We start from the raw sequence: 25,319 nt of genomic DNA, 5'->3' as shown, positions 1-25,319 counted from the left end.
AACCATTGAGGCGGTACATGAAAATGGTGCCGCCTTTTTTATACGCATGCGATCATACTCTTACATCAATTCAGCAAAAAGTATTCTAGAACAGTACAATGGTGAAATACCATTGGCTGTCTGGTTAAAATCCTATTTTGCTGCTAATAAGAAGTATGGCTCAAAAGACCGGAAGCAGATTGCGCATTTGTGCTATAGCTATTATAGACTGGGACATGCATTTAAGCATCATTCTATAGAAGAGCGGCTGTTATTAGGTGTATTTCTTTCCAGCCAAAATCCTGTATTTGTATTGCAGGAATTGCGACCGGAGTGGAACGAACAAATACAGCGGTCGCCAAAAGAAAAGCTAGAATTGGTTCAGACCTCTGATGAATTGAATAAAATCTTTCCATGGCAGCAGCAATTAAGTTCGGACATTGAGGTTGATGCATTTGCTACTTCCTTTCTGATTCAGCCCGACGTTTATCTGCGGATACGTCCAGGAAAGAAGTCGTTGGTGGAGCAGCAATTATCAAATGCGCAGATTCCCTATCAACTAAAAGGTGAGAATTGTATAGCTGTTGAAAGTGGCGTCAAGCTGGAAGATGTTATAGCTATTGACAAAGATGTTGTAATACAGGATTATAGCTCGCAGCAAGTACTAACCAATTTGCAGAACCATTTAATAACTAAACAAAAGTTTACTGCCTGGGATTGTTGTGCAGCTAGTGGGGGCAAATCGATTCTGTTGAAGGATACTTACCCAAATGCAGAACTAACGGCAACAGATATCCGGGAGAGTATACTTATAAACCTTCGGTCAAGGTTCAGGCAAGCCGGCATTACCCAATTCAATAGCTATGTGGCCGATGTTTCTTCTAATGGATTTAAGTCTGCTACCAGCTTTGATGTTGTGCTTTGTGATGCTCCTTGTAGCGGTTCCGGTACATGGAGCCGTACGCCAGAACAACTCTATTTCTTTGAAGAAGAAAAGATCCATTACTATTCAGATTTACAAAAACGTATAGCCCTGAATGCAAGCAAGGCAGTGAAAAGAGGCGGCTACTTTGTTTATATTACCTGCTCTGTATTTAAAGAGGAGAATGAGGCTGTAGTGGATTTTTTGCAGGAGAAAAGTGGCTTGCAATTATTGAATTCAACTTACCATAGAGGTTATCAGCAAAAGGCCGATACGCTGTTTTCTGCTGTGTTTCAATTAAGGTAACCTAAGAATCTCCTGGACCTTAAGCTTTTTCCCGCTGCTATAAACAGTTACGAAGTATTTGCCGCTAGCCAAATCGGCCATAAATACCGGAATGGAGACCGAACCAGTAGGTTTCTGGTACGATAGGCGCTTCATCACCTGTCCTAAACTGTTGCTAATATGTATATCCAAGTCGAGTGCTTCTGGTATAGTGACCTGGATGGACAATTGATCTTTAACAGGATTAGGTACCATAATTATTTGACCTGCTGTACATAAACTGTTGATACTAACATTAACTGTGTCCAAATACACAGCGCTAAAGCCTGCTGATGTTGTGTCTATAACCTGACGAATTCGATAAGACACTGAACCTGCTTGCGTTAGAGGTAAGGGGTCTTGAAATTGGTAGGATTGAGAAGAGAAGTTTGGACCTTTTGCCAGTTGTACACCGATTTTTGCAAAATCATTTTCACCAGGTGCTTTCCTTTCGATTTCATACCGCATTCCAGTGATATCCTTGCTGGTCCAACTAATCATTGGTGCGCAACCTGCCAGTTGAACACTATTTGTGGAAATAACTTTTAACAAAAGCTGTACTGCTTTTTTCATATCTGGAATGCCATAGCCAATACGATCGTTAGGAGTTGAGTAGGAGCTACTGGAGCGTTTAATGGCATCTATAATCTGCATGTTATTGAATTCAGGAAAGCCTTGCCAGAGGCAAGTAGCTAAGCCTGCGAAGTTTGGGCAAGCGTAGGAGGTACCATTGCCAAAACTTATTGTATTATTCGCTGCCTGGTGTACAGTACCTACACCTACAGAAGCTATATCTGGTTTAACCTGACCATCGGATGAAGGGCCATAACCGGAGAATGAACCTACGATGCCAGCGCTATTTACAGCACCAACTGCTAAGACACTATCTGCATCAGCGGGGGTGCTTATGTATTTCCACATGTCGTTTCCTTCATTGCCTGCGGCTATTAAAACCAATAGACCTTTTTTTGCTGCCAGATCAGCACCGATGGCAGCCATGGTTGCGTTACCATTTAAATCAGCGTAAGTGTGGTTAAACGTGGTGTTATCAAACGTGGTATAACCTAAAGAGGAAGAAATAACATCGCCCCCTGCACTATCGACACGCTCAGCAGCACACACCCAATTGTGTTCTTCAATAGGGTATTCGGAGGCGGCATCTTCGCTTCTGTATAATAAAAAATTGGCTTTAGGTGCAGTGCCTACAAATTGTCCGGGTATGTTAGCGGCAATGATAGAAAAGCATTGCATGCCATGAGGATGGTCTTCGGTAACACTCGATTCTTGCTGAACAAAATCGTATGTATCCAGCACCTGGCCGTTCTTATTTACACTGTCGAATGCTTTTAAAGATGTATACAGGTAAAAACCTCCATCTAGCATTCCGATAATTAATCCCTGTCCACGTAAGCCAATATCGTGAAGAAAGCTGCCGTTATGAATATTTACCTGGGCTGTTGAAGAGCCATAAGAATAGTAGGAGTTGGTGCCTGTAATTCGAGATAATGTAATGGGCGTAGAGGTTTCCCATTTCTCTTTTGGCGGAGTTGTTCTGTCTGTTACACGTGCCGCGATGGTGTTTACTTTTTGAACAAACGAGTAACTTCTCATCTTGGCTATTGCAGAAGCATCTGTAGTTTGAATGGCTACCTGGTTCAGCCATTTTGATACAGACAATATTGTTACTGTAGGAATGTTTCTTAAACTATCCAGGTAACGTGGGGTGACCGGTAAGTCGGTACTATCAATTGGAATATTATACCGTTGCCTACGTTCAATACAGCGTGTGGATAGATATGAAGCCGGCGCTGATAAAGTGGTGGTTTGGAAAGCTTTGTTTGTAAACTTTACTATATAGCGGCTTTGTGCTTTTGCCTTTTGCATAAAACAAGCAAAAAGTAAAAGCATAAGTAAAGTCGGAATTAGCCGCATTATTTTTAGTTATGTTCCAGTAGGCTGCGTGTTACGCCGAAGCCTACATAATAAGCTGTAGAGCTAGGACCAGTGCTAGGCTGATACTCCCATAAAATATGTTGTTGATATACCAGTCCAATACCTTTTGCAAATTTATCAACAGAGACTGTTTTGGAGGCAAAAGCCGATTTATCTCTGATAGGAACATTTGTCAGCTCGTCTTCAACTCGCCTAACAGTAAGAACATCATTAATCTTTTTGTCATTGATGGTTTCTGTTTGGCCCAAGCTTTCAATGGTAAAGTTCCAATCGCCCATATTGTTGTCATTACTAAAATTATACAAGTATGAGTAGGGCTCAGAAGCCAAATATTGGTTGCCTCTCCAAGATTGCCCCTCTCTTACAGGACCGGCTAAGACTACCACTCGCATATTATCCTCAATGACTTCAACTGTATTTGTAAGAGGGGTCATTACATAGGTGCCAGCAGGTCTCCAAGGCATATTTGCTGCGTCTCTTAAGTACCGATATATTTTATAGCTGGTTCGTCCTAAGTTGTCTGTAATCACCGCATCGACAATGTGTTTTTCCTGATAGCTGTGTGTTTCTTCTACGCGACCTGCTTGTAAAAAAACGGTAGAGTCCAATTTGTACGTAATAAACTTGCCGGGTTGAAGCGGCCTAAGATAAGATTGCGGTGATTCGACTTCTATGGTTTCTTTTTCATTTTCACAGCTGGTAAGAAGGAAAGCTGCTAACGATGGAAGAAGGAGTTTCACAAGTTTAGAAGTCATGAATATAGGCGATCTCATAAGTGTACGTTTGTTTTGATAAGGACTAAACGAGGTCTTAGAAGTATAAAATAAGAGAAAACCTGCCTTATTTTATACTTCTAAGGCAGGTTTTTTAGTTAAGAGCGTTGATTTATAAGCTTGAACGTTGGATAATTCCACCGCCGATCACATCATTACCTTCATAAAAAACAGCACTTTGGCCCGGTGCGATGCCTTTAGCTTTGTCAAAGAAGCGAACTGCTACACCATCTCCATCCTGACGGATGAAGGATAAGCCGCCTTTGTCTTTATAGCGGATCTTAGTAATGGCAGTCATTTCTTCTGGGAGACTATCATACTTTAGCCAATTAACCTTGCCTACTCGCATTTCCTCTTTCTCCAAATCGGCCTCATCGCCTAGAACAACGGTATTGGTTTCGGGGTCAATGGAAGTTACGAAAGCTGGCTTACCCAAGGCAATGTCCAGTCCTTTACGTTGTCCGATAGTATAAAAAGGATAACCTTTATGCTGACCAAGGATTTTACCTTCCTTATTAACGAAATAGCCACCAGCTACTTTTTCCTCTAACCCGTCTACTTTACGTTTTAAAAATCCGCGATAGTCATTATCGGGAACAAAACAGATTTCATAGCTCTCGCTTTTTTTAGCCAGCTCGGGGTAGCCAAAATCATGGGCCATTTGGCGTATTTCTGTTTTTCGGTAAGTACCCAGTGGCAGGATAGTGCGGCTCAGAAGGTCCTGCTCCAGCCCCCACAGTACATAACTTTGGTCTTTTGTTTCATCTAAACCCTTCGTAATAACATGCCGTCCGTTGGTATGCTGGTAAATAGAAGCATAATGACCGGTGGCAATAAAGTCGCAACCCAAGGCATCTGCCCGTTTCAAAAGTGCACGCCACTTGATATGAGTATTACATAAAACACAAGGGTTGGGGGTGCGTCCGGCCAGGTATTCATCTACGAAATTCTCTACTACAAATGAGCCAAATTCTTCGCGGATGTCTAAAATAAAGTGGGGGAAACCGTGTTGTACGGCCGCCATACGGGCATCATTAAAAGAATCGAGGTTACAACAACCTGTTTCTTTTTTGCCTCCTCCGCTGGCTGTATAATCCCATGTTTTCATGGTAATGCCGATGACTTCATACCCTTCATGGTGAAGCATTAAAGAGGCTACTGTACTGTCAATACCGCCACTCATGGCGACTAAAACTTTTCCTTTTTTACTCATAGTCTATCAACGCTAACCGGGTTCAAAGTCCGGCGCGTCAGGGCGCAAAGATACAATTACCCCTGACTGATGACGGAATGATGTTTGTTAAGATATGGTAATAAAGCAATGGATGGCTGCTGAGTTATGATGATATTATCCTAATTTGGCAGCATCTTATGAAATATCCAACCATGAAATTAATTACCCTATTGGGCGGTCTTGTACTCTTTGCGTCTTGTTCCAGCGACAAAGCGCAGCCTATAACAAATCAATTTAAAAGTATTGAGAAAAGTGGAGAAGATTCCTCAGTTGTAGCTTCCCCAACAACTCCAGCTTTAGATACAGCTAAATACAACGAGTTGATGACGTATATGACCAATGGCGATTCGTCTGGTCATTGGCCGGTTAAGAACGCGCCCTATCCTCAAGCCGGTGCTATTCTGCCGTTTAATCGTGTGATTGCTTATTACGGTAACCTGTATTCTAACCGGATGGGGGCTTTAGGGAAATGGCCTAAACAGGAAATGATTCAGCGTTTATTGCAAGAGGTAAAAGAATGGAATGAAGCTGATACTGTAATTAAAGCTGTTCCAGCACTACATTATATTGCTTCTACGGCACAAGCGGCACCCGGAAAAGATGGAATGTATCGCTACCGCATGCCATTATCACAGATCGATACCATTTTAAACTGGGCTAAAGAGATCAACGCTATCGTATTTATTGATATACAAATTGGATTGAGCTCCTTGCAAAAGGAACTACCATATTTTGAAAAGTATTTGGCTCATCCAAATGTTCACTTGGGTATAGATCCAGAGTTTGCGATGGCAGGAAAAGGTGGTAAGCGTCCGGGATCTGTAATTGGTACCTTAGATGCTGCTGATATCAACTTCGCTGCTGATTATTTAGCTGATATTGTAAAGAAAAATAACCTGCCTCCTAAAATGTTCATGGTACACCGCTTTACACAAGGTATGGTTACCAATGCTAATCAAATTAAGCTGCATCCTGAGTTGCAAATTATCATGGATATGGATGGATGGGGTCCACCTGCTAAGAAAATAAGCACTTATTACAGCTGGATTCATCCTCAACCTGTACAATTTACAGGCTTCAAACTATTTTATGTAAACGATACTGAAAAGTCGGGTGAAAAGGAAATGATGTCTAAGAAAGATGTGTTGAAGCTGAAGCCTGCGCCGATCTATATACAGTACCAGTAAGAGTAGCGTTTGTGAAACGTGAGCGTTTAACTTTTTAAGAATTGGTGAATAATAAGATAGCTGACAACAATTAGTAATAACGTAATTAAAATAGTTACCCAGATCCAAGGGTCTGATTTAAGCCGCAGTTTTTCTCTGCGGCTTTTCTTTTGCGCAGTGCGTTTTCTTAGATCCCGGTTTAGTTGTTCTACCAGATGGGAAACGTTTTGGGTACTTGATAAGCTTTGAAGGCCTTCCATGGCATCGATATCAAAATCGCTATCCAACATTTGCATTTCTAGTTCATGCTGTTTTTCAGCGGAGAGTTTGCCTTGCAGGTATAACAATAAAGTTTCCTGATCAATATCCGGATTTAAGTTGGATAATATGTCTTTCAGGTTGTCCTTCATCGTTTTGTTGGGTTCTCGTTTAACTTTCTTTCTAGTAATAGTTTCAGGTTACGTTTACCGTTTTGAATATAGCTTTTCACCTGTGATAGGTTGAAATTTGTTTTTTCCACAATCTGGTTGTAGCTATACTTATGTATATAAAACAAAGTTACACATTGCTTTTGCTCTTCATTCAGTTCTTCTATGGCCTCCTCTAACAACGTATAGGTTCTTTCGTTTTCAAATATTTCATGCTTTTTGTCTTCTGCCGGTGCATTTGCCAGGTTTTCAGTTAACTCTTGCGGGTTTTTGTTCTGTCCGCCACGCAACTTCATAAGACAGTGGTTTTTGGCTACCATATAAAGCCAGGACTTGAAATACGTAATTTGATATTTAGAAGCTTCTGTAAGCACTTTTAAAAAAATCTGTTGGACACTATCTTTTGCATCTTCCTCGTTTTTAAGGTATTTCATGCAAACACCCAATAATAAAAGGGTATAGCGTTCCAGAAGAATGCCAATCCATTCCTGGTTCCCATCAGCATTGTAGAGGCTTAATAGCTGCTCGTCGGTGATATGGTCATAGCGGCCGGGTTTCAAAAGTCAATTGATGCTATTGTTATAAAAAGAATTTCTAATAGCTTGCGGAAAGTTACTTGTAAAAAGTACGCAATTGATAAAATCCTGTTTGCTTTCTTTTACTATGATGCAAAAGCGGGAATAAATTCACATATTTACTGGAGAATTATGCAATATATTTTTTGTACTGTATCTGTGGCTGCCATGCGGAAAGATCCTTCACACAGAAGTGAAATGGTGAGCCAGTTGTTATTTGGTGAGTTTGGTTTTGTAATGGAGCAGCAGCCTGATTTTGTTCGGATTAAATGTTTGTACGATGGTTATGAAGGCTGGGTGGCCTTAAATCAGGTAGCATTTGTGAATGCAGACGCCGTAACAGAAACGACGATTTATACTGATGCTGAAGTAAGTTCAATACATGTAAAAGGCAGTGAGGCTATGCATGTTTCATTTGCAACTCCAGTATATGCCAAATATGGAGGTGATCATTCTTTAGCCATTGGTCCCTATGAGTTTTCTTATCCCGAATCGCCCAAGCAATGGGATGCCAGTAAAATGCCTTACACAGCCGCCAATTTGCGAGCAGTAGCTAATAAATATTTACATACAGCTTACCTGTGGGGAGGTCGCTCCATCTATGGTTTGGATTGCAGCGGATTTGTGCAACAGGTTTATAAAATGTTTGACATTCGTTTATTGAGAGATGCTCATTTGCAAGCCGATCAGGGTGTACAGATTGACAACTTAGCAGATTCCAAAATAGGAGACACTGCCTTTTTTCATAATGATGCTGGCCGGATCATTCATGTAGGCATTCTTTTAAGTAATTCTGAAATTATTCACGCATCTGGAAAAGTACGAATTGACCGTATTGATGAAGAGGGAATTACTAATGCGGAAACAGGGCAGCGTACACATAGCCTCACTTGTATACGAAGGATGAAAGAGTTAGCCGAATAGCTATAAAAAAGCCTGAGATTGTTTCTCAGGCTTTTTTATATAGAAGTGTTCAATTATTTTTTAAACAGATTGAAAATCCACTTATCCCATTCCAGCATTTTAAAAGCCGTATAGAAAAGAACAATTGCAAATATCTTTCTTAATACATCTTGTGAAAGTATTAATGAAAGTTTACTTCCAAAATAACCGCCAATAATAAAAGCTATACTCATAATGGCAACAACCTTTATGTCTATATAGCCTTTATTATAATAATTGATTACAGCAAAAATTCCTACTGGAAGTAATAATAATCCCAAGGAGGTTCCTTGAGCCTGATATTGTGAAAACCCTAAAAAGAAGACAAGGGCCGGAACAATAATAATACCGCCACCTACACCCACCAGCCCACTAAGTATACCAGCAATAAGACCTATTAATGAGATCAAAAGTATTATTTGAAAAGTCATTGGCTTCTTTTGGGGTTGTTCAATCACGAGGCAAATTTTTCCTGGTATAATTTAATTGAGTCAGAAATGACGTTAAATGCTATTTCTTTACTCTGAAAATCTTCAATTCGAACTTCTTTATTTTCCAGCACTTTATATTGTTCGAAATAGTTCTTCAACTCATTGATAAAGTGAGGTGGTAAATGTTCGATAGACGTAATGTGATTTACAGAGGGATCTTTGGTAGCTACCGCAATGATCTTATCATCTTCTTCACCGGAATCAATCATTTGCATATTCCCAATAACAGTGGCCTCGACCAAGCAAAGTGGCTGTATAGATTGTGAGCAAAGGACCAAAATATCGAGCGGATCTCCATCCAGACCTAAGGTTTGAGGGATAAAACCATAGTTGACAGGGTAGTGGAAAGAAGAGTAAACCACCCGGTCTAGCTTTAGTAAGCCAGTAGTCTTATCAATTTCGTATTTTGTACGGGAGCCTTGAGAAATTTCAATTAAAGCATTCACACGTTGTGGTGCATTCTTCCCGTAGGAGGCACCGTGCCAAGGATGTAAAACAGTTGTTGAGCGCATAATCAGATGTTGCTAAAATTTTATACCCGGCAAAGGTGGCTTATAATTCAATAACTACATTACTAATTATGTAAACTATGGAAAATAAATACTGATTATCCTGTTATAATTGTAGGCTTTCCCGTGTAAATGAGGGGAATATTGTAAAGCCACCACAAAAAGCCGCCATTACAGTGTTGTGCCTAGGGTTGCTACGTCTGTTTTTTTCACAAGTGTCTATACAATATCATTTAATAAGAGTCCCAGAAAGTGAACCCTTACTGTGCTCAGCGTAAAAAGCCTTGTGCGTATGCTATGCGTCGAATGCCTACTAAACTGATAGGGTTTATTTATGGGTAGAGTCGGCAGGTGTAAAGGAATATTTTAAGTCGACCAGCCAATTGTTATTGCGTCGTACCACTCTCAGCGATTCTGGTATCTGCTTATAGGAATTAGAATAGTGAACGATAGTAACGGAGTCATTTACTGACTGAATATCATGAATATTAATTGATGATTCTCGATAACCACGCTTATCCTCTCTGTTCATGCGCTCCCTATAATTGGTGGCAAATGCATCCAGGTATTGTAAGTTCATTGAGTCTGCCACTATTAGGTGCTGCGCTTCCGTATATTGGCCATCTAGTGCTGCGCGTATGAAATTGCGTGCAGCGTCTACATCATTTTCTGAGGAACTAGCCGTTTCGTTGTTTCCGCAGGCAGAAAGGAGTATTATACAAAAACCGCTGAAAATAGATAAGCATTTCATTGCAGCAAAACTAAGCGACAAAAGTGAATCTAGGCGATAAAAGAGGCGAAAGAGATAAAGAGGGATGGTACAAAAGAAAATGGAATGCAAGAGAGGGATGCAAATAGTTAAAATAAAAGTTGAAAAGGAGTAAGGGCAAGAAAAAAGGAGAAAAGGAGTGTTGCCGTTAGGCTCTCCTTTTCTCCTTACATTCATTTTATACTCTTAGTCAATTCTGCGCTCGCGGTCGTAAAAATTACGACGTTCTTTACGCTCTTTCTTTTCAGTCTCTTCCTGTTCTATTTCCCGCTGTCCTTCAGCATTGTATGCTTTAAGGATGGCTTTTACCAAGCGGTGACGTACTACGTCTTCTTCGTCCAGTTCAATATATCCTATACCGTCAATATTGCGCAAAATGCGGCTGGCTTTTTCTAAGCCACTACGCTGGTGACGAGGTAAGTCTACCTGTGTCAGATCGCCAGTTATGATGGCTTTTGCATTAGCACCAATACGGGTTAAGAACATCTTCAACTGTACATCTGTAGCATTCTGAGCCTCGTCAAGAATGATAAAGGCATTATCCAATGTACGACCGCGCATGTACGCCAACGGCGCAATTTCTATAGTGCGCGTACTCATATAATATCCCAGTTTGTCTGCGGGAATCATATCATCCAGCGCATCATATAAAGGACGCAGATATGGATCTACCTTTTCTTTTAGATCGCCAGGCAGGAATCCCAGGCTTTCGCCTGCTTCTACTGCTGGTCGGGTTAAAATGATCTTTTTTACTGCCTTGTTCTTTAAGGCGCGAACTGCCATAGCTACTGCAGTATACGTTTTACCTGTACCGGCAGGGCCGATAGCGAATACGACATCGTTCTTTTCTGCAGCAGTAACCAAACGCTTTTGATTATGCGTGCGTGCACGAACTGTTTTGCCATTTGGGCCAAAAACTAGGATGTCATTAGGATTACGCTCTACAAAGTTGTCAACTGATTCCGTATCATCACCGCCTAAAATTTGTTCAAAATAGTTTTCACTTAAATGGCCGTTACGTTCCAAGTATTGAACGATCAGTTCAATCTTTTCCTTGGCACCATCAACTTGTTCTGGTGCGCCGCTTAATTTGATTTGTGTACCGCGAGAAAGAATTTTTAAGAGTGGAAATTTCTTTTTCAAAATATCCAGTTTACCGTTATTTACTCCAAAGAACTCAATAGGGTTAACGGTTTCCAGGTTGATAATTGTTTCTCTCAATTTGTACGCTGTTTTAATGGAAAATGTCCGGTTTTCCGGCTTATCAATCTCAAGTTTTTCTAGCTACAATTTACGACACCTTGTGTTAAGGAAATGGTAGTTACTTGTTCTTGTAATGTTAATTAAAAAAGCGTGCCGATTCTATAAAAAAGTTGTTCACTTATGTGAATAAATCATTATGGAAATAGCCCCATATTCTAGTAATTTATTTGAACTCTTACCCTAACCTTTCTATTTGTGAATTTCTAATATAATTAGGAGGTTTTGATAATAGCCTCATTCAGGCTTACGGAATAGATTACTATTTTAATTTCCCTATTCGACTGCCGGATAAATATTGCTACAATTGGAAGATTGGAACATAAACAGTAAACTCTTCTTATTTTCATGCCTTAACTAACACACATGAGAAGATTGTTATTTATCTGCTGCTTGTTCTTTGCCTGTATTGCAAAGGCACAGGATTTAAGCTATTATCTACCCGATAGTGTACGCTACAATCCTGCCGTTCCCAAACCCAAAGATGTGATCTACCATGAAGTAGGTGAGTGGCATGTAACACACGACCGCCTGGTTAGCTATATGAAAGCTGTTGCTGCTGCTGCGCCTGATCGGGTAAAGCTAGAGACGATGGGTTTTACCTATGAACAGCGACCGCAAGTATTGCTGATCATTACCTCGCCCAAGAATCATCAAAACCTGGAACAGATACGTCAACAGCATGTACAGTTAACAGACCCAACGAAGTCTGGTGCCGCTACTATTCAAAATATGCCAGCTGTAGTTTGGATTGGGCATTCTATACACGGTAATGAGGCCAGTGGTGCCAATGCATCGCTTGTAAGCGCTTATTATCTGGCTGCTGCACAGGGTAAGCAAATTGATGAATTGCTGGATAATGTAGTTATTCTGTTTGACCCTTCCTTTAATCCAGATGGCTTACAACGCTTTTCAACCTGGGTAAACCAACATAAAAGCAAAAACCTGGTAACAGATCCAAGTTCCAGAGAGTTTAATGAAGTATGGCCAGGTGGAAGGTATAATCACTACTGGTTCGATTTGAACCGGGATTGGCTGCCAGCAGTACATGTTGAAAGTCAGAATCGCCTGAAATGGTTTCATCTTTGGAAGCCAAATGTGCTGACAGATCATCATGAGCAAGGTAGTAATGCTACTTTTTTCTTTCAACCGGGAGTGCCTTCGAGAGTAAACCCTTTGACACCGAAAATCAACCAGGAGTTGACTGCTAAAATGGGGACTTATCATGCTAGTTATTTAGACAGGATCGGCTCTCTTTATTTCACCAAGGAGAACTATGATGATTTTTATTACGGTAAAGGTTCAACTTATCCGGATGTAAACGGGGCAATTGGAATCCTGTTTGAACAAGCCTCCAGCCGCGGACATGCTCAACAAACACCCAATGGCGTATTGCGTTTTCCTTTTACTATCCGCAATCAATTTGTTACCACATTATCTACTCTTGAGGCTGTTAAAAACCTTAGAACAGAGCTGTTATCCATGCAGCGAGACTTTTATAAAACGGCATCGGCTGAAGCTGCTGCTGCACCTGTAAAAGGATATGTGTTTGGTGATGAAAAAGATCGGGGTAAAACTGCTACATTTTTAACGATGCTGCAGCGTCATCAGATCGATGTTTTTAATCTGAGCAATGATCTGCGTACAGAAGCCGGTGCTTTTAAAAAAGGAACATCTTTCATTGTTCCTGCTAACCAACCTCAGCATCGTCTGATACGTGCTATTTTTGATAAAACCTTAAACTATCAGGATAGTTTATTCTATGATATTACTTCCTGGACGATGCCGTTGGCCTTTGGGCTGCCTTATGCTGAACTAAACGCTACTCAATATAATAACAGCTTATTAGGTGAGAAGTATGCTCCAGCAAGCACTCCTTCGATTACTGTACCCAAGAGCAATTATGCTTACCTGATAGAGTGGACAGAGTTTTATGCTCCTGCTGCTTTATATGAATTACAGAGCAGTGGTATTACAACACGTGTTGCTACCAATGCGTTTGAAATGAGTGTAAATACTGGTAGTAAAAAATTTGGTTATGGCACCATCACTATTCCACTGCAACTACAAACAATGGGTGGGGACCGTATTTATGAAACGCTTAGCCGGATTGCACAGAAATATGAATTACCTGTATATGCTGTTACTTCTGGTAGTGTTTCTGCAGGAAGTGATCTTGGTAGTAGTCGTTTTATTTCTGTAGGTAAGCCCGCTATTGCAATGATTGCCGGTAGTGGCGTGAGTGCCTTAGATGCTGGTGAATTCTGGCATTTGATGGATCAGCGTTTCAACATACCTGTAACGCATTTAGAGCCTGCTACATTTAATCGTATCGATCTTGGTAAGTATAATACATTGGTGCTGGTAGCCGGTAATTATAATGAATTAAATAAAGAGAAATTAAAGGCCTGGGTACAAGGTGGCGGTAATCTAATTGTAATGGAGGAAGCCGTAACCTGGGCTGCTCAAAATGGAATTAGCAATGTTACGTTTAAACGTACGAAAGGTGCTGTTGATTCGTCTCTATTATTGCCATACACCGATAAACAGCAAATAGAAGGTTCGCAGGTTGTAAGTGGTGCGATCTTTCAGACGCAAGTGGATTTGACACACCCATTAGCTTATGGTTATACGCAGCCAACGGTGAGCGTATTTAAGGCAAATAAAGTATTTATGGAGCGCACTAAAAATCCATTCATGACGCCATTTGTATACAAAGCCAATCCTTTACAGAGTGGCTGGGTAAGTCGCCAAAACCTAGATGTAATCAAAAATGCTGCTGCCGTGGTAGTAAATGGGGTAGGAAGTGGAAAAGTGATTTCCATAGCTGATAACCCCAACTTCCGGGCGTTTTGGTTAGGTGGCTCCAAGTTGATGATGAATGCTATTTTCTTTGGAAAGTTAATTGATACTAATTTTTCGGTAGCAGAATAGTGGAGGTAAGTTTACTTGTTTACAAGTTAAGGTGTTCACGCGTTATTCCAAGTAGATTTATTTAAGGAAAGTTAAGTGTCAAATTATTGCATTGGGTATTCATAAAGCCTACGAGAGAGCGGAGATTCGCTCTCTCGTTTTTTTAGTGTTGAAGAACGGTGTTTCGGAAGTTTGTAAAGTTAGTTGTGTTAAACTCTACAATACTGTATTATTGATATTCAATGGGTTCGTCTAAAAAGCCTACGATAGATCGTAGGTGGACTCGCTCGATTTTCGAAACTATATTTATGTGGTTGCCGGGGCAGTCTTGTTCAAGCATTCATGAGTGCGTTCCAAAATAATAAGTTGTATTGTTAGACAAGATAACGGCTACGTGTCTTGTCTAACTCTTTCTAAATTTAATTTTGCAAAGTAAATTATTGTTCTGTGAAATTAGCCAGGCTGTATATTCTCTTTATTGTTGTTTTTATTTCTCTTTCAATGAGCTATGGGCAGAAACCGAATAATAAAGTATCGGTTTTCGGAATCATAAAAAATTATAGAAATGTCATAGAGATTGTAGATAAAGATTACACAGAACCGTTTGATATAGCCAATTCTGAAAGGTCATTTGTGCCAGACAGTAATGGACGATTTGCAATTACGTTTACTTTGGAGGAACCCAAATACTTTCGTATCGCACGAAATTCAGTTTACTTATCTCCAGGCGACAAATTAGAGGCCATCATTGATTATGAAGATGCACGGAACGCTTCTTTTAGAGGCAGTCATTCTAAAGAAAATGAGTATTTAAAATCAATCCCTTATCCCAAAGCAGGATCGTATTTAGAAGGTGGGCAAACTGTTAGATCCACCATCGAACAAACATTTTATGTGTTAGTGGATGCTGCGAAGCAAAGAAAAACGCGCTTGGATGCTATAGCAAAGTTGTCTAAAGATTTTAAGTATTTAGAGGGCAAGCGAATCAATGCTGATTTGCTAAATAGTTTCTATGCGCTACGAACTTATTATCCTAGGGTACATAAGCTTACGGGAGACAGTTTAGCGAAGTTCCAGACTGAGTTTTTAAACAAAGTAGACAGTTTTGCCAAAAAGTATGTACCAATGGATTTGAATGCTGGACTTATGAAACTTGAAGTTTATCGTGATGTTGTTCCAAGAATTTTAAAGTTACAAGTCGCAGATTCCAATGGAAAAGAAGCTATCAAGATCAAAGACTGGTTTCGGGCTAAGGGCCTAATACACCTGATGCAAACAGATACAGCAAACTTCAGTAATCAACAAATTGATTTAATCAAAACACCAATATATCGCAAGAAGGTTGCGGAGACCTTTAATAAGTTTTTAAGCTTTAATGGAACGACGGCTGCTGATCTTGTTTTAAATGACAGCAAAGGCAATAAAATTAAACTTAGCAGTTTGCGTGGAAAAATTATATTCATAGACGTCTGGGCCACCTGGTGTAGTCCTTGTATCAAAGAGCAACCTTATCTGGACTCACTAATCAATCGATTTAAAGACCATTCGGATATAGCTTTTGTGTCTTTGTCGATTGATAGGAATGAAGCCGATTGGTTAAATTATATTAGTAAACACCAGCTTTCTGGTATTCAATGGAGTGGAGATATATCAACATTAGCACCTTATCAAGTATCAGAGATTCCAAGAACTATCTTAATTGATCAGAACTTTAAGATTTATGCGATGAGAGGACCTATGCCTTCCAGTGCTGAAGCGCTACAGCTCATTGAAAAAATGCTTCAGTAATATATATCCATTTGGGGTAGAAATGGTATCCCAATTTAAGTAACTGAGCTTATGTAATACGGTACTAGAAGCGATACGACTTATTCTGACAGACGCTAAACATCTGGTGTAGCTGCTTGTATTTTTTATGTTTGGTGCAATAAGGTAGTTAGAAGATAATGGGCCTTTGAACACTCTTGCTTCAAAACGTAATTCATTACGTAGGTATCACCTTCAAGCTAAGTTTAGTAGGCTATCTGGCTAACAAAAACCTATAAAATACTTTTATGTCTTTCTTTTTTTATAAACAGCCAGGCACAATGGATTGTGGTCCCACCTGCTTACGCATGGTAGCAACAAACCAATGCCATTTAGGCAATTAAGGACTAGGAGCTTTAAGGCCAACTTTAAGTTGCCTGGCACAAACAAATAAAATAAACCCCGCTTCGGCGGGGTTTATTTATAACAGATACTTCCTTTTTTGAAACATGTAAGGGCTTAAAAAAGGAGAGACACAATCAGGCTAGCCAGTTATGACTTTTTGAAACCTTTAAAATGCCCGTAATCAATTGCCTAAAAGGTTAGTATAAGTTTTAAGCGTTTACTATCTTTAATCTAACATAAATAAATATCCTATTTCTTGCCAGCTCCTAGCTCTACTGATTAGCACATTTTCTTAAACAATAATTATGGCTGTTAATAAGCCTCTTCATTCAGTAGGGTTAAAGAAAGCCTTAGGCGTTGCTTTTGGGATTGCTATTGTTACAGGTGGTACTATAGGTGTGGGTATTCTGCGTACTCCCGGTATTATTGCAGCTTTATTACCAAACGCTATTCTCATTTTGTTATGCTGGACAGGTATTGGCCTGTATATATTGCTTTCGGCTAGTTCGTATGCCGAATTGACCACAATGTTTCCCAAAGCCGGAGGTGCTTATAATTACATTAAAAGAGCCTTTGGGAATTATGCAGGTTTCATTAGTGGCTGGTTTGATTTTTTTTGCAATGCTATAGCACCAGCTTATTTCTGTATTGTTTTAAGTGAATACAGTGTTTTATTATTCCCAGCACTTCGTCCTTTTACTACGTTAGTTGCGCTTTCATTTTTAACCCTATTTACGTTGATTAATCTGCCCGGGGTAAAAAGCGGAAGTGTAATCCAACAAATAACCAGTGCCATTAAAATACTGCTTTTTCTAGTGTTGATAGGAGGGTGTTTTATCAGTGAACCCGCTAAGCATTTACCAGCCGTAGAGCATTCGATAATACAAGGAGGATTTGTGATTGGAATATTCAGATCCTTACAATTAATTATGGGTGCCTACGATGGATGGATGTCTGTTTCGTATTTCTCAGAAGAAGATCAAAATCCATCTAAAAACATTCCTAAGTCATACCTCATTGGTGCTTTAACCATAGCCTTAATATATATAATGATCAATGCGGCTATTTTGTATGTTTTGCCTGTAAAAGCCATTGCGAACTCGCCTTTGGCTGCAGCAGATGCAGCTGCTATTGCTTTTGGTAGCTGGAGTACTGACTTTATTATCATTATATCAATGCTGTCTTTGGTCAGCATATTGAATGCCTATATGATGATTCCTTCGCGAATATTATTTGGATTAAGCAGGGATGGGTTTTTCATCAAGCAAGGCCAGATTGTAAACAAAGGAGGATCTCCTTATTTTTCAATGTTGCTTTGTTACATTTTAGCAACCGCCTTAATAGCTGTAGGTTCCTTTGATCTACTTTTTTCTCTTGGGGCATTTTTCATGACCATTGTAACAACCTTTGCTTTTGCTTCACTAATTCGATTGCGACAAAATGAGCCAACTTTAAATCGCCCTTACAAGGCCTGGGGGTATCCATATGCTTCTTATTTTCTTGTTTTGGTAACATTGGCATTGATGGTTGGCTTTGCCGTTAGTGATCAAATAAGCTTACTGGTTACACTTGGGATAATAGCCTGTTCATATCCAGCTTTTAAAATGTTCGTATCCTCTAAGGATGAACGCCGAGAGGATGCTGAGCCCAAAGTGATTCCAAATGTTTGATATAAATTCCGGGAAGCTTGAAGAATGGCATTCTAGAAATTCTTTCTTTATAGTACAAAAGCCTGCATTTTAACTGACAGCCATGTATGTATGCAAGAAACGATCCCATTCCGGCGATACATGTGCGATTATTTAAGAATACAGTTGAAACAACGTATATGTCATTTCAACTGTTATAGTTTCTTAAATCTAAGCCACTTATTATTTTTATTTATGATGCATTTGGTGTGACATTATTAAATCATACATATTAACTGGTTAATCATTTCATCGCTTTGTGCAGTTGGTAAAGGTGCTGCATCATTACCCTATCTGTTTTCTTTAAACCAAGCCAATATGAGAAATGTATTCTTGTTATTTTTTGTTTTAGTTTTCTGTTTGTCAATAGGCGTTCGTGCGCAAGCACCTGATTATTATTTGCCTGCTTTTACGAAGGCTATATCCTTAGTGGTTGATGGTATGAAGGCATTGGGTGGTGAGGAGAATACCAAAAACATAAAATATCTATATATAGACTATACTGGCCAGAAATATATGGATGGCCAAAGTGTAAGTTTTAATAAAGACAATGTTAGTTTGCCTTTTCAAAACACAGTTGTTGTAGATTTTGAAAAAGATAGGGTTGTCAATGAAGTTGTCAATCGTTTTTTAGGTGGGTATATTTTTCATTTCAGAAGTGTATATACTGATTCAAGTGCCTTTAGTTATGAAGTGCCACAAATGAGGTTCTCTGGCGTAACTAATTTATCATTGGCAGATAAGAATGTTGTGAAGAATGATGTCATTCTGCGAAACCTACCCAATTACTTACTTAAGGCAGCTCTGGATAAGAAACTTACTTTACGATATCTTGGTTTAAAAGAAGAGGGCGGTGAGAATTATGAAGTTGTTGCCTTTCCTTATAATACAACACTCACTCTGGATCTATACTTTGATCCCTCGTCAAAACTGCTTAAGAAGTTTGAGTTTTTTACTGATAATATCATACATGGGAATCAGCGATTGAGTTATCAGTTTTCGGATTATAAAGACTTCAATGGAGTTCTCTTCCCTCAAGTAAAAACAGTAACCAGTAATGGTAAACTTGTTCGGAAGGAATTTGCCAGTACCATTATCATTAATGAGCGGAAAGGAGAAGCGTTATTTGTTAAGCCGGTTCAATATGGGGCGAGTGAAATACTTCCTTTTGCTACTAAAGAGATTGGAAAAAATATCTTTATGTTAGAAGGCCTAAGTGGTTATAATCCTTTGATCTTAAATTTTAAAGATCATTTGGTTCTAGTAGAAGCTCCTGCAGCGGCCCAAGAAGCAATAGCAATTGCCGAAAAGAAATTTCCCGGAAAGCCCATTAAAAATGTTGTTATCACCCATTATCATGAAGACCATGCGGGGCGGCTGGATTGCTTTATTAAAAAGGATATTCCCATTATCACGACCCCTGATAATGTTAGTTACATAAGACATTTAACCCAGGCGCAACATTCTTTGTTTGCCTTGGGTATTGAAAATAAAAAGCCTGTTGTAGAAACATTTGTTGGAAGCAAAACCTTGCAAGATGATAGTTTGCAGGTACAATTAATCGATTTTGGACCTAATAGTCATGCGCAAGAACTTTTGGTTTTATACTTCCCTAAAGAAAAGATACTCTACCAGGCGGATTTGCTAATTTCTACTGATAAGGGTGGTTTGGTAAAACCGCTGATACCGGTAAATTTTGAATTGTATCAGCAAATCAAGAAGCATAAGCTTAAAGTAGAAACGATTTATGGTGTTCATTGGAAGGCGGTGAAGTTTGCCGATTTTGAAAATGCAATAAAAGCGCAAACTCCTCAGGCTAAAATCAATTCTGAAAATACGCGCTCATAAGGGGGTATTTGATTTATAAGATGGTAAACTAGAGCGCCATATGTAAGTAAATTGTTAACAGGGTGACTTTAATTCACTACCGTACTGTTATCAGAAAGCAAACTTTAAGCGTGAGAAAAGAATAAATGCGTCTTTCTATTTGAGGTTTGACTAACTTGCCGCCGCAAATTAATACGCTTCATTATGGCTTTGATAGCACCCTCTTTATTGTCTGCCAATTTCTTAAACTTAGCGGCTGATTGTGAAATGTTGAATAAAAGTGAGGCCGATTGGTTTCACCTAGATGTAATGGATGGACGTTTTGTTCCAAACATCTCTTTCGGTTTGCCTGTAATTGAGCATATACGCAAAACCACTACAAAAGTTTGTGATGTGCACCTGATGATTCTAGAGCCAGGTACCTATGCTGAGGCTTTCAAAAATGCCGGTGCAGATATCTTAACAGTTCATATTGAAGCTTGTACTCACCTGCACCGTAATATTCAGCAGATCAAATCCTTAGGTATGCAGGCTGGTGTGGCTGTAAATCCGCATACGCCGGTATCGTTTTTACAAGATATCATTGCTGATATTGATGTAGTATGTTTAATGAGTGTGAATCCCGGATTTGGTGGACAGAAGTTTATTCCACACACCTTGACCAAGATCAAAGAACTTCGCCGTATGATTGATGAGAAAGGCGCGAATGTGAAGATTGAAATTGATGGCGGTGTTACCTTAGAAAACGCTAAATCCATTATAGAAGCGGGGGCCGATGTGTTGGTTGCCGGAAATACTGTATTTAAATCAGCTAATCCAACCGAAACCATCGCTCAGCTGAAAAAGATATAAGGCCATGGCCAAGGACCTCTTTTCTGAACGAGCCAATTTGTATGCGCAATACCGGCCTACTTATCCGGAGGCGTTATTTGAGTACATTTTGTCTTTTGTACAGGAAAGAAAGGTGGCGTGGGACTGTGCTACAGGTAATGGCCAGGCGGCAGTGCGCCTGGCCAATTATTTTGAAAGGGTAGAAGCTACTGACATCAGTGAAGCCCAATTGCAGAACGCTGTTCCTAAAGAAAATATCCATTACCAGATAAGTACGGCGGAAACAACTCCTTTTACCGATAATACATTTGACTTAATAACAGTAGCTACCGCTTATCACTGGCTCAATTGGGATGTCTTCTTTAAAGAAGCTACCCGTGTGGGTAAACAGGGCTGTGTAGTAGCTGCCTGGGCTACCTATACCATGCGCATGCCAGATGATGCCTTGCAACAGTTATACTTTCAGTTTTATTGAGAGATTGTTGGTCCCTATTGGGACCCAGAACGCCGTTATGTAGACGAGCAATACCAAACGGTGGATTTTAGCTTTCAGCCTTTACCTATTCAAAACTTTGAGATAGAGCTGGAGTGGACCAAGCAACAGTTTAAAGGTTACCTTGAAACCTGGTCGGCCACCCAGAAATATACTAAGGCAAATGGCGTATCACCCCTAAGCATTATTGAAGAAAGACTGAATACACTTTGGGGAGATGAAGAGAAAATGAAACTAGCCATCCCTCTCTGTTTGCGTATAGGTAGGGTTGTAAAATAAACCGCCAGCTTAGCTTGAAAGAATTATTTTAGAGCCCAAATACTTGAAGCTAGTGAGTTGCCGTTCACTTTTATTCCTATCCTTTTGCTTACTATTCTCCCTGCTTACCGTTGCCCAAAGAAACCGGGCCACTATCAGTGGTAAAGTGCTGGATGAAAGCGAAAAGCCATTGCCCCATGTTTCCGTAATTGTATTGGGGCAGCAAAATGGTATTGCTACTAACGATAGCGGGGCTTTCAGTATTAAGGTGCCGGCTGATAAAGCCATTGCTTTAGTTTTTTCCTACACTGGTTATAAAACAGTACAACAAAACTTTTTATTGAATGAAGGAGAGCAAGAGATAGTTACTATCCGAATGGAGGCTGGGGGCCAATCCTTGCAGGAAGTAGTGGTTACCGACCAGCGGACGCGAACGGAGGCTGGATTGATAAAGCCTAATCCTAAAAATATATTGAATCTGCCTTCTCCCGTAGTAGGAGTGGAGAGCATGATCAAAGTGATTGTGGGATCTAATAACGAACTGACTTCGCAATACAATGTACGTGGCGGTAGCTATGATGAGAACCTGGTTTATGTAAACGACTTTGAGATCTATAGACCTTATTTAGTACGCAGCGGACAGCAGGAAGGATTAAGCTTTATCAATCCTGAAATGGTACGCAACATTAATTTCTATAATGGCGGATACCAAGCGCGTTATGGCGATAAAATGAGCTCTGTGTTGGATGTTCAGTACAATAAGCCACGAGCTTTTGGAGGTTCGGCCTATATCAGTATCCTGGAGCAAAGTTTCCATTTAGAAGGGGTTACAAATAAGAACCGGCTTTCTTATTTGATTGGTGTTCGTAATCGGAGCAATCGCAACTTGCTTAGCAGACAAGAAACGCAAGGCAGTTATGTGCCGTCATCATCCGATATTCAAGCACTAATCAACTACCAGTGGAATGCCAAATGGCAGACAGAAATATTGGGAAACCTTTCTCAAACCAAGTTCCGCTTATCACCTCAATACAGCCAGCTTACATCCTCGGTTTTCTCCCCCTACTTTACGGCCAACCTGGGAATGGATATTTTTTTTGAAGGACGTGAACGGGATGCCTATAGTACGCAAATGCTTGGCGTTTCAACTACCTATCAGCCCAATCGATCAATACGCTTGAAGTTCCTGGGGTCTCGTTTTCAGAATAATGAAGAAGAGAATATTGATATTGCTGGCGCTTATTTGTTTGGGGATCGTGATTTTGACAAATCCAGTAATTCCTTTGGTTTAATTGTAAACCCTCTTGGTGCTGGGGTGTTTCAGAATTATGCACGCAATGATCTAAAGATCACCGATTATAATCTTTCGCATAAAGGCAGTTGGGATAGAGGACGACATATAGTACAGTGGGGAGCGGGATATGATAGAACCGCAATTCAAGATCAATTGCATGAATTTGAAATGCAGGATTCTGGCGGTTACTCTTTACCCTATAACCCAGATGAATTACGGCTTAGTAAGTTTATTTATTCGCAAGCTGATTTGAATGTAAATCGCCTCAATGGTTATATTCAAGACAATATTGCTTTTAGAGATTCTGCTCGTGCAATTACGCTACAGGCGGGAGTGCGGTTTAACTATAATGATCTGAATAATGAACTTCTAATAGCGCCTCGTATGGGCGCTTCGTGGAAGCCAAATTGGAAGCGCGATATTGTTTTCCGTGCAGCAGCTGGAGCATACCATCAGCCTCCTTTCTATAGGGAACTACGCAGATATGATGGAACGCTGAACACTGATGTGAAAGCACAGCGTAGCTGGCAGGGAGTAGCGGGCTTAGATTATAATTTCATTGGTTTGCGCCGCCCGCTGCGCTTAACAGCAGAAGCCTATTATAAGTACATGACCAATGTAGTACCTTATGATATTGACAATGTACGCCTGCGTTATTTTGGTGAGAACATGGCTAAGGCCTATGCTGCCGGTGTAGAGATGCGTTTGTTTGGCGAATTAGTAAAAGATGCCGAGAGTTGGGTGAGCATAGGGTTGATGAAAACCAAGGAAGATTTAGAGGGAGATGTATATAAAGAATATACGCTGGATGAAAACCATAAACCAATTGATAGTACAACGGTAGAAGGGGGATGGTTCCGTCGCCCTACGGACAGGCTCATAACAGTAGGTCTTTTCTTTCAAGACTATTTATCTACCAATAAAAACTTCAAGGTGTATTTAAGTACGCTTTACGGTAGTAATCTTCCCTATAATATTCCGGGTAGTATCAAGTACCGGAATGCACTTTATATACAACCATACATACGCGCTGATATTGGCTTTAGTGCTTTGCTTTTGGATGGCGATAAAACTGCCCGCCGTAGCCACAGTCCTTTCCACAATTTTGAAAATATCTGGGCCAGCTTAGAAGTATTTAACCTTATTGATCGCCCCAACACTATTTCCTATCTGTTGGTAAAAGACTTTGCCAATAATACATTCACTATGCCCAACCGCTTAACGCCAAGGTTATTGAACTTTAAGATTGTGGCGCGTTGGTAGATGGCAGTTGACAGGTTAACAAGTTGATAGGTTGACAAGGGGAAGAATAATGAACAAGGAAGGATGAAGGAAGAAGTGGAGGAAAGGCACAAGGGGCAAGAAACAAGGAACAAGAAAGGAAATGTTCAATGCTCAATTTTCAATGTTCAAGGCAGTAGAACTTGCTCTATAGGGGCTGGTTTGTATCTTTAGGGTCTTCTCTTTTAGGGCATCCGCAGCCCTTCTTATTATACTTTTCTTTACTATTTCTTATGAGTTTATAACGGTGCGTAGATAGCCTGATACGCGTCAAGGTACGGGTGAGGTACGCCCAAGATAGGGGTGAGGTACGGGTGAGGTACGGGTGAACCTACAGGCTACCATGACGTTACTATGGCTTTACATAGGCTTTACTATGAAGAAGCAGTGAAGTGGCTGTGAAGTAATATAGGAGTGTTTATGGAGTAGCAATGGAGTAATCATTTAGATAGGAGGACGGGTGTAGAAACAAAGAAGCAGGCTGGTAGCGGAGACTCTTACTTTCACGCTCCATGTCTCCATTATTCTTAGCAAAACTATCTGAATTATCAAATTATAAATCTTTCTAATGGGGATAAAATTCTAACAAATAGTAAGCGGCGTTTGATAGGAATACGCTCAAAAAAGCGGTATCTTGTTGCCCTAATATTGAGCACTATGATTAAAATGCAAGTAATTGGCAATCTTGGTAAAGATTGTGTAGTAAACACGGTTAATGGTAAAAATGTAATCAACTTTACAGTGGCCCACACTGAAAAGTACAAAGACAGTCAAGGCAACAACCAGGAAAAAACAACTTGGGTTGATTGTGCATATTGGACTGATCGTACAGCTGTAGCTCCTTACCTGACAAAAGGAACGCAAGTATTTGCAGAGGGCACACCGGAAGTGCGTTCTTTCCAACGCAACGATGGTACTGCCGGCGCTTCTCTTTCTATGCGGGTTCGTGAAGTACAGTTGTTAGGTCGCAAAGGCGAAGGTGGCGGATCTTCTATGGATTCTTCAATGCCACAGCGTCAAGGCGCCCCAGCTTCTGCTAGTATTGATGATGTTGCGGATGACCTTCCGTTTTAATACAACAGAGAATGATGGAATGCCCCGACTCTTCGGGGCATTTTTATTTATGTCAATGGAGTTGCGGTTGTGGTGCTTATTTAAACTCAAGATTCCCAATTTAACTTTAAGTAAAGGGTAGACAATCAGTGAGTTATACTGAACAATAAAAAATTCGGAAACCCAGAAATCAGAAATCAGAAAT

Annotated in this window: 21 protein-coding genes; 12 read left to right on the top strand and 9 right to left on the bottom strand. The window is 40.1% G+C overall.

What is annotated here, in order from left to right:
- Positions 1–46 precede the first annotated feature (46 nt).
- Entirely contained in the window at positions 47–1,207 is a 1,161-nt protein-coding gene (locus tag SY85_RS07260) for an RsmB/NOP family class I SAM-dependent RNA methyltransferase (RefSeq protein WP_066402964.1), read from the top strand.
- Here SY85_RS07260 and SY85_RS07255 read toward each other — a convergent pair.
- From SY85_RS07255 to mnmA, 3 genes are all read right to left on the bottom strand, one after another.
- A complete protein-coding gene (locus tag SY85_RS07255; protein ID WP_066402963.1) occupies positions 1,199–3,133 on the bottom strand; it encodes a S8 family serine peptidase in 1,935 nt (644 codons plus the stop codon). The two genes, SY85_RS07260 and SY85_RS07255, sit on opposite strands and share 9 nt — an antisense overlap.
- A gap of 29 nt (positions 3,134–3,162) precedes the next feature.
- A complete protein-coding gene (locus SY85_RS07250) occupies positions 3,163–3,951 on the bottom strand; it encodes a hypothetical protein (protein ID WP_148661129.1) in 789 nt (262 codons plus the stop codon).
- Positions 3,952–4,063: 112 nt separating this feature from the next.
- Complete coding sequence (gene mnmA, locus SY85_RS07245; protein WP_066402958.1) at positions 4,064–5,164, bottom strand: tRNA 2-thiouridine(34) synthase MnmA; 1,101 nt, start codon at positions 5,162–5,164, stop codon at positions 4,064–4,066.
- 173 nt (positions 5,165–5,337) lie between these two features.
- On the opposite strand from mnmA, the gene SY85_RS07240 reads away from it, so the two are divergent.
- Positions 5,338–6,372 (top strand): hypothetical protein, encoded by a 1,035-nt coding sequence (locus tag SY85_RS07240; RefSeq protein ID WP_066402955.1) that lies wholly within the window; start codon positions 5,338–5,340, stop codon positions 6,370–6,372.
- A gap of 26 nt (positions 6,373–6,398) precedes the next feature.
- On the opposite strand, the gene SY85_RS07235 is transcribed toward SY85_RS07240, so the two are convergent.
- A complete protein-coding gene (locus tag SY85_RS07235; protein WP_066402954.1) occupies positions 6,399–6,761 on the bottom strand; it encodes a hypothetical protein in 363 nt (120 codons plus the stop codon).
- Positions 6,758–7,339: an RNA polymerase sigma factor gene (locus SY85_RS07230; protein ID WP_066402953.1), complete on the bottom strand. Its 582-nt coding sequence runs from the start codon at positions 7,337–7,339 to the stop codon at positions 6,758–6,760. The genes SY85_RS07235 and SY85_RS07230 overlap by 4 nt, the downstream gene beginning before the upstream one ends.
- 147 nt (positions 7,340–7,486) lie before the next feature.
- On the opposite strand from SY85_RS07230, the gene SY85_RS07225 reads away from it, so the two are divergent.
- On the top strand, positions 7,487–8,278 hold the full coding sequence (locus SY85_RS07225; RefSeq protein ID WP_066409464.1) for a C40 family peptidase: 792 nt from the start codon (positions 7,487–7,489) through the stop codon (positions 8,276–8,278).
- Positions 8,279–8,331: 53 nt separating this feature from the next.
- On the opposite strand, the gene SY85_RS07220 is transcribed toward SY85_RS07225, so the two are convergent.
- The 4 genes from SY85_RS07220 to SY85_RS07205 form a co-directional block, all read right to left on the bottom strand.
- Positions 8,332–8,754: a sulfite exporter TauE/SafE family protein gene (locus SY85_RS07220; RefSeq protein ID WP_226999037.1), complete on the bottom strand. Its 423-nt coding sequence runs from the start codon at positions 8,752–8,754 to the stop codon at positions 8,332–8,334.
- Complete coding sequence (locus SY85_RS07215) at positions 8,751–9,299, bottom strand: inorganic diphosphatase (protein WP_066402949.1); 549 nt, start codon at positions 9,297–9,299, stop codon at positions 8,751–8,753. The genes SY85_RS07220 and SY85_RS07215 overlap by 4 nt, the downstream gene beginning before the upstream one ends.
- A gap of 325 nt (positions 9,300–9,624) precedes the next feature.
- Positions 9,625–10,047: a nuclear transport factor 2 family protein gene (locus SY85_RS07210; RefSeq protein WP_066402948.1), complete on the bottom strand. Its 423-nt coding sequence runs from the start codon at positions 10,045–10,047 to the stop codon at positions 9,625–9,627.
- Between the two features lie 204 nt (positions 10,048–10,251).
- The gene (locus tag SY85_RS07205; RefSeq protein WP_066402947.1) at positions 10,252–11,286 is read right to left on the bottom strand and encodes a PhoH family protein; all 1,035 of its coding nucleotides are present in this window, start codon (positions 11,284–11,286) and stop codon (positions 10,252–10,254) included.
- Between the two features lie 405 nt (positions 11,287–11,691).
- Between SY85_RS07205 and SY85_RS07200 the strand changes: the two genes are divergently transcribed.
- The 9 genes from SY85_RS07200 (at position 11,692) to SY85_RS07165 (ending at position 25,135) form a co-directional block, all read left to right on the top strand.
- A complete protein-coding gene (locus SY85_RS07200; protein WP_066402944.1) occupies positions 11,692–14,259 on the top strand; it encodes a M14 metallopeptidase family protein in 2,568 nt (855 codons plus the stop codon).
- Positions 14,260–14,685: 426 nt separating this feature from the next.
- A complete protein-coding gene (locus SY85_RS07195) occupies positions 14,686–16,026 on the top strand; it encodes a TlpA family protein disulfide reductase (RefSeq protein ID WP_066402942.1) in 1,341 nt (446 codons plus the stop codon).
- Between the two features lie 668 nt (positions 16,027–16,694).
- Positions 16,695–18,059: an APC family permease gene (locus SY85_RS07190; RefSeq protein ID WP_066402940.1), complete on the top strand. Its 1,365-nt coding sequence runs from the start codon at positions 16,695–16,697 to the stop codon at positions 18,057–18,059.
- Positions 18,060–18,395: 336 nt separating this feature from the next.
- On the top strand, positions 18,396–19,925 hold the full coding sequence (locus tag SY85_RS07185) for an MBL fold metallo-hydrolase (protein WP_066402938.1): 1,530 nt from the start codon (positions 18,396–18,398) through the stop codon (positions 19,923–19,925).
- Between the two features lie 183 nt (positions 19,926–20,108).
- On the top strand, positions 20,109–20,756 hold the full coding sequence (gene rpe / locus SY85_RS07180; protein WP_066402931.1) for a ribulose-phosphate 3-epimerase: 648 nt from the start codon (positions 20,109–20,111) through the stop codon (positions 20,754–20,756).
- A gap of 4 nt (positions 20,757–20,760) precedes the next feature.
- Entirely contained in the window at positions 20,761–21,210 is a 450-nt protein-coding gene (locus SY85_RS25315) for a class I SAM-dependent methyltransferase (protein ID WP_099459375.1), read from the top strand.
- A 60-nt stretch (positions 21,211–21,270) separates the two neighbouring features.
- Positions 21,271–21,507 carry a hypothetical protein gene (locus tag SY85_RS25310; RefSeq protein WP_099459374.1) on the top strand — a complete coding sequence of 79 codons (237 nt, stop codon included), beginning with the start codon at positions 21,271–21,273 and terminating at the stop codon, positions 21,505–21,507.
- Positions 21,508–21,559: 52 nt separating this feature from the next.
- Positions 21,560–24,043 carry a TonB-dependent receptor gene (locus SY85_RS07170; protein ID WP_066402928.1) on the top strand — a complete coding sequence of 828 codons (2,484 nt, stop codon included), beginning with the start codon at positions 21,560–21,562 and terminating at the stop codon, positions 24,041–24,043.
- 675 nt (positions 24,044–24,718) lie between these two features.
- Positions 24,719–25,135, top strand: coding sequence for a single-stranded DNA-binding protein (locus SY85_RS07165; protein ID WP_066402926.1), 417 nt, complete (start codon positions 24,719–24,721; stop codon positions 25,133–25,135).
- Positions 25,136–25,319: the final 184 nt, after the last annotated feature.

Source organism: Flavisolibacter tropicus (assembly GCF_001644645.1).
GTDB classification, from domain to species: Bacteria; Bacteroidota; Bacteroidia; order Chitinophagales; family Chitinophagaceae; genus Flavisolibacter; species Flavisolibacter tropicus.
This window is presented reverse-complemented; position numbering and strand designations above follow the sequence as displayed.